General features: G+C 50.7%; 1 protein-coding gene and 2 pseudogenes. All 3 read right to left on the bottom strand.

Features of this window, described 5'->3' with window-relative positions:
- Positions 1 to 1,102: pseudogene (locus KDK19_RS21170) on the bottom strand (2-oxoglutarate dehydrogenase E1 component); the annotation flags it as partial.
- Positions 1,103 to 1,656: 554 nt separating this feature from the next.
- Positions 1,657 to 2,379: a succinate dehydrogenase iron-sulfur subunit gene (locus tag KDK19_RS21175; RefSeq protein ID WP_257254646.1), complete on the bottom strand. Its 723-nt coding sequence runs from the start codon at positions 2,377 to 2,379 to the stop codon at positions 1,657 to 1,659.
- Positions 2,380 to 2,394: 15 nt separating this feature from the next.
- Positions 2,395 to 2,649: pseudogene (sdhA, locus tag KDK19_RS21180) on the bottom strand (succinate dehydrogenase flavoprotein subunit); the annotation flags it as partial.

Consider the following 2,649-nt stretch of genomic DNA (forward strand, 5'->3'; position numbering starts at 1 on the left):
GGGTTTCCATGACAACCCCCTGGCCGGCAAAAGCCGCATCACCATGAATGGCAATCGGGATAACCTGACCACGGGCTGAATCGTTACGACGATCCTGACGGGCACGAACAGAGCCTTCTACCACAGGGGAAACAATTTCCAGATGAGATGGATTGAATGCCAGTGCCAAATGAACTTCTCCACCCGGTGTCATGACGTTGGATGAGAAGCCTTGGTGGTACTTCACGTCACCGGAGCCGGTGTCGGCCATCTTCTTGCCTTCGAACTCGTCGAACAGTTCGGAGGGGTTCTTTCCGAGAATATTAACCAATACATTCAGGCGCCCACGATGAGCCATGCCGATGACGATTTCCTTGGCACCATAAGAACCAGAACGCTGGATAATTTCGTCCAGCATAGGAATCAGGGATTCCCCTCCTTCAAGACCAAACCGCTTGGTGCCCGGGTATTTGGTACCCAGGTATTTTTCCAGACCCTCTGCGGCTGTCAGACGCTCCAGCAGATGCTGTCGACCTTCAAAGCCCACTTCAGGTCGACCCCGTACACTTTCCATGCGGCTTTGAAACCAGCGACGCTCTTCAGTGTTGACGATATGCATGTATTCAACACCAATCGAACCGCAGTAGGTCGCCACGAGGGAATCGATAATCTCACGCAGTACCGCACGCTCTTTACCGATGAAAATGGTACTGGTCTGGAATTCAGTGTCCAGGTCTGCTTCACTAAGCCCGTGATACTCTAAACTCAGATCGGGAAACTGTTCGCGCTGCATGCAACCCAAAGGGTCGATTCGGGCCTGTTGGTGCCCCCGGATTCTAAAAGCACTGATCAGACGCAGTACCTGAATCTGCTTACGCTCATGGTCACTGGAAATGGTTCCGGCTTCGATTGGGCGGGTGCTCTGGCGCTGACGCGCCATCAAGACAAAATTCTCCTGAATGGTCGAGTGAGGCACGTCCGGACCACCACCGTTGACCTGAGGAAGTTTTTCAAAATAATCACGCCATTCCTCAGAGACCGAATTCGGGTCACGAAGGAATTGTTCGTATAGTTCTTCGACGTATGCAGCATTCCCCCCGGAAATATGTGAGGTATCCCACATTTACTGCATCACACCTTCTTGCATCATCACTACCCCGTGAATGAAGGGCTGTCTAATCATGAGAGTCGCACTGTGGCCTGCTGTCCATTTTCCTGACAGGCAAAACGCTGAAAACCGGGACTTTCGCCTCCCCCGCTTATTCAAACCCCACAGATAGACCGGTGATCGACCGGCCGCCCCGCTATTAAAACCTGCCTGCCCTGCCCGTCATTAGGTTATGGGGTCAGTAGTCAGCCAGACTCTAGAGTAAACTACAGTTCCACCTAATTCGTGCGACAGTGCAACTATAGCAAGAAATTCCACTTCGGATCATTCGCTTCTCCAAAACTCTGGTATCAGCCTCCGAATCTTTAATTTGAGAATCAGTGTAGATGCTGCTGATAGAAAAAAACGTACGCACACACAGTACGTGCACATTTCATGCCAAGGGACCAGCCTCAACTTATATCTGAAAGCTCGCCCCCAACAGCCATTCCTTCCAGTGGGCCTCTTATGCAGCAATATAAGAGACCTCTGTTGCCTGTTTATTGGCATCAGTCTGCTAAGGTACCAGATCAGGTGGCACTATCAAATAGCATCTGTTTAATATGACCAATAGCTTTGGTTGGATTCAGACCTTTTGGACATACAGCAACACAGTTCATGATGCCTCGACAGCGGAACACGCTAAATGGATCATCCAGATCTGCAAGGCGCTCTTCAGTCGCAGTATCACGGCTGTCAGCCAGAAAGCGATACGCCTGCAGCAGACCGGACGGGCCGACAAACTTGTCAGGGTTCCACCAGAAAGATGGGCAGGCGGTAGAACAGCATGCACAGAGAATACACTCGTACAGGCCATCCAGTTTCTCACGGTCTTCAGGACTCTGCAGACGTTCGATAGCCGGTGCTGGCTCTTCATTGATCAGAAACGGTTTGATCTTTTCGTACTGTTTGTAGAAAAGACTCATATCCACGATCAGGTCACGGATGACTGGCAGACCCGGCAGCGGGCGTAGTATCAACTTTTTCTTGCTGCCCATGGCTTCCGACAGGGAGGTTACGCAAGCCAGACCATTGGTACCATTGATACTCATACCATCCGAGCCACAAACACCTTCGCGACAGGAACGGCGATACACCAGTGTTTCGTCCTTCTCCTTGATCAGGTTCAATACATCAAGCACCATCAGGTCTTTGCCCTCAGGAATATCTACCTCAATGTCTTTCATATAAGGTTTGGAGTCAGCCTCCGGGTTGTAGCGATAGACGCTAACACTTAACGAACTACCCAACATATTCCTGCCTCCTCCTCAATAGGTTCTGGCTTTCGGTGGGAAAGCGTCCATGGTCTTTGGTGCAAAGTTAACCTGACGTTTGCCGACCCGTTTTTCAGTCGGAAAGTATAGGGAATGCGCCAACCAGTTTTCATCATCACGCTCGGTAAAATCGTTACGAGCGTGTGCACCACGGGATTCCTTACGTTCTTCGGCGGAAACCGCAGTAGCATAAGCTACTTCATAGAGGTTCTCGAGCTCAAGTGCTTCAATACGCGCTGTATTGAACGC

Source organism: Endozoicomonas sp. ONNA1 (assembly GCF_024606325.1).
In the GTDB taxonomy this organism is placed as follows: Bacteria; Pseudomonadota; Gammaproteobacteria; order Pseudomonadales; family Endozoicomonadaceae; genus Endozoicomonas_A.